The organism is Nocardioides eburneus (genome assembly GCF_040838215.1).
Classification (GTDB): domain Bacteria; phylum Actinomycetota; class Actinomycetes; order Propionibacteriales; family Nocardioidaceae; genus Nocardioides; species Nocardioides eburneus.
The window spans coordinates 1-3,114 of record NZ_JBFPJR010000068.1 but is presented as its reverse complement, the minus strand read 5'-3'; the positions used below and the strand labels follow the sequence as shown (position 1 = coordinate 3,114).

Below are 3,114 nucleotides of genomic sequence, written 5' to 3'. Positions count from 1 at the left end.
GACCGCACCCGCGACGGTCACCCTGCGCGCGGCGATGAGCTCACTGGCGTGCTCGCGGGACCGCGCGAGCTTGCGGCGGACCAGCTCCGCGTCGAGCCGGAGGCGGCGTGGTGGCACGGGCGCCCCGCTCAGGACTGCTCGGGGGCGGCGTCGAGCGCGCGGCGGAGCTGCTCGTGGGCCGTCTCGAAGGTGGTCACGTGCTCCTCGAGCGGACGGCCGTCGAGGCCGTCCACCGCGGCGATGACCGCATCGACGGCAGGGACGCCGGTCGTCTCGGCAGGCTCGGCGGACGCGTCGGCAGGCGGCTGCTCGGTCATGGCAGGGAGACTACCGCGCACCGGCCTGAGTGCTCGGGCTCTCGTTCGCGGGTGGCGCGTCCAGGTCCGCAACGTCGACGGGCTCACCGGTGGCGTCGAGATGGGCCCACGCCGCCGTCGCGACGGTGCGCCACCAGTCCGCGGGTCCGCCCGTGCCGTCGACCCGCAGGCGGCCGCTCTCGACGTACGCCTCCCAACCGCCCAGCACCGCCACGCCGTCCTCGCGCAGCTCCGGGCGGCCATGGGCCTCCTGAAGTCCGCGCAGGTCCAGCGAGAGGTACGTCGGCCGTTCGTCGGCGCCTGCCGCGACCAGCTCTCGCAGGCCGGTGACTCCGGTGAGCACCAGCAGGGACGGCACGCCGGCGTGATGGGCGCCGGCGATGTCGGTGTCCAGGCGGTCACCGACCATCACAGGATGCTCGCCGCCCACGCGCCGGATCGTCTCGTCGAGGAGCGGACGGGCCGGCTTCCCGGCAACGACCGGCTCGACGCCGCTGAACCGCCGCAGCGTATCGACGAGCACCCCGTGGCCCGGCGCCGTGCCGTACGACGTGGGAAAGGTCGCATCCGTGTTGCTGGCCACCCACCACAAGCCGTCGCGGATGCGTACGGCGGCATGCATGATCGAGCCCCAGGTCACGTCCGGGCCGAACCCGCTCACGACCGCCGCGGCCTCCTCCTCCACCGTGACCGGGACCAACGACACGTCGAGCAGCGCCTGGCGTAGCCCTTCGGCACCCAGGAGCACCACCTTCGCGCCCGCACCCAGCTGCTCGCGCAGGACGTGGGCCGCAGCCTGGGCCGACGTCACCACGTCGGAGGCGGAGGCCGGGACCCCGAGCGCGGACAGGTGGTCCGCCACCGTCTGCGGCGCGCGAGAGGCGTTGTTCGTGATGAACGCCAGCCGCAGGCCCCCGACACGTGCGGCCGCCAGCGACTCGGGTGCACGAGGCACCGCCTGGCCACCGACGTACACCACGCCATCGAGGTCGAGCATCGCCAGGTCGAAGACCTCGCTGAGCGGCCGAGCCGAGCCCTCGAGCACGGTGAGCTCCTTCCTCCTGGCGTCCGACGGCCTCCCCTGGAGGCGACCACCGTCACCCTACGATGGACAGATGGACGCCAGCGCCGTGGTCACGCCGCCGTACGTCGCCGGCCCCTTCCACCTGCACCCGTTCCGAGCCTTGCGGCTCGACCCGGTCCGCATCGGAGATCCGGCGTCCGCGCGACTCTACGCGCGCCCGTACCGCAACGTCGAAGCGCGGTTGGCCACCTGGCGCGCTCGCGGCGACGTCACCGAGGACGACCACGAGGCACTCTACGTCCACGAGTACACCGACAGCGGACTGACCGTCGCGGGCGTCGTCGGAGCGCTCGACATCAGTCGTCGTACGCCGATCGCCGCCGAGTCGGTCGTCCTGCCGCACGAGGGAGTCCACCCGGAGCAGGTGCGCGAGCTCGCGGACCGGATGGCGCGGATGGCGCTCAATCCTGCGCCCATCCTCCTGGTGCAGGACTTCCCACCGGCCGCGCGGCAGTGCGTCGCCCGCATACGCGAGCAGCCACCCGACCACGAGTTCAGCGACCGCGGTGGACAGCACCACCGCATCTGGGCGCTCCGAGACGTCCGCGCCATCGCTGAGCTGAACCACTCGTGGTCCCGCACCCCGGCCCTGGTCGCAGACGGTCACCACCGCTACGCCGCCTATCTCCGCCTACAGGCCGCAGGGCCCGGCGGCCCGACCGACCGAGGCCTCGCGATGATCGTGGACCAGCACACGGCGCCGCTGCATCTGGGCGCCATCCACCGAACACTGCGCGACACCTCGTTCGCACGGCTGCGGACCACGGCCCACACCCTGGCATGTCGCTGGCGCGACGCTCCCCACGGCGAGGCCGTCGCAGCGCTGCATCCCGGAACCGTGGTCGTCACCGACGCCACCTCCTGGGCCAGTATCCAGCTGCCGCTCCCACCCGGTGCCGCTGCCGTCCAGTTCCTCCACGAGTCCTTCATCCCGACGCTGAGCGATACGCCGCCAGCCGTGAGGTACCACCACACCGTCGACGAGGCCCTCAAGCACCTGCGGCCCGGCCGCGACACCGCGGTGCTTCTCCCTGCGCCCACTCTCGCGGATGTATGGAACAGCGTCGTGAGCGAGCGACTCCTGCCCGAGAAGGCCACCTCGTTCCAGCCGAAGCCGCATCCGGGTGTCTTCATCAGGCACCTACGCGTCTGACCAGGCGGGCCTTCAGCACCTCCACCTCCGTCATCGACTGAACACCGGAACCGGATCGGAAGAACCGCCGCCGCAGTGCACCATCGAGCTCGACGACGTCGCCGATCCGCCAACCCGAAGCTTTCCGCCTCAGCCGCACCGCCCAGACATGACAGTCGATCGCATCAACCCGCCTGCGCCCCGACCTGGCAGGCTCCATGCGCTCGGCCACCACACGGAACGTGCCCAGGACATCCCCGCTCGGCAGCTCGCGCTCCACGAGCGCCGATGAGAGCCGCCCGACGAGATGCACCTCGTTCACCGAGGCCAACCCCACGGTCGGATCGACCTCCGCGCCGACATCTTCCTTCTTCTTCGTCACCACCACGGATCACCTCCTGGGGCAATGCTTCCCCCTGGGATCCGCCGACAGCGGACGTGCCGACGCTGCCTGTGGACGACAAGTGGACGAACGTCGATTGTGGATGGCACCCGGCCCATCCAGACGCGCCGAATGCACCGCGGCGGCGTCCCTCGATGTGAGCTTGCCGCAAAAAGGGGTGTGGAAATGAGAGCAGCGC

General features: G+C 71.4%; 5 protein-coding genes. 1 reads left to right on the top strand and 4 read right to left on the bottom strand.

Annotated elements, in window-relative coordinates:
- The 3 genes from AB3X52_RS19365 to AB3X52_RS19355 all read right to left on the bottom strand — a co-directional run.
- Positions 1–117, bottom strand: a 117-nt coding sequence (locus AB3X52_RS19365) for a S4 domain-containing protein (RefSeq protein WP_367995747.1), incomplete at its 3' end; no start/stop codon positions are given.
- 11 nt (positions 118–128) lie between these two features.
- Positions 129–317 carry a hypothetical protein gene (locus AB3X52_RS19360; protein ID WP_367995746.1) on the bottom strand — a complete coding sequence of 63 codons (189 nt, stop codon included), beginning with the start codon at positions 315–317 and terminating at the stop codon, positions 129–131.
- Between the two features lie 10 nt (positions 318–327).
- Entirely contained in the window at positions 328–1,362 is a 1,035-nt protein-coding gene (locus AB3X52_RS19355; protein ID WP_367995745.1) for an HAD-IIA family hydrolase, read from the bottom strand.
- A gap of 70 nt (positions 1,363–1,432) precedes the next feature.
- On the opposite strand from AB3X52_RS19355, the gene AB3X52_RS19350 reads away from it, so the two are divergent.
- Positions 1,433–2,554 carry a DUF1015 family protein gene (locus tag AB3X52_RS19350; RefSeq protein ID WP_367995744.1) on the top strand — a complete coding sequence of 374 codons (1,122 nt, stop codon included), beginning with the start codon at positions 1,433–1,435 and terminating at the stop codon, positions 2,552–2,554.
- Here the strand turns inward: AB3X52_RS19350 and AB3X52_RS19345 are convergent.
- On the bottom strand, positions 2,535–2,921 hold the full coding sequence (locus AB3X52_RS19345; RefSeq protein ID WP_367995743.1) for a single-stranded DNA-binding protein: 387 nt from the start codon (positions 2,919–2,921) through the stop codon (positions 2,535–2,537). The genes AB3X52_RS19350 and AB3X52_RS19345 overlap by 20 nt on opposite strands.
- Positions 2,922–3,114: the final 193 nt, after the last annotated feature.

Excerpts from the sequence above, each read along its gene's own strand:
- AB3X52_RS19350 (WP_367995744.1), top strand. The coding sequence starts at position 1,433 with ATGGACGCCAGCGCCGTGGTCACGCCGCCGTACGTCGCCGGCCCCTTC.
- AB3X52_RS19360 (WP_367995746.1), bottom strand. The coding sequence starts at position 317 with ATGACCGAGCAGCCGCCTGCCGACGCGTCCGCCGAGCCTGCCGAGACG.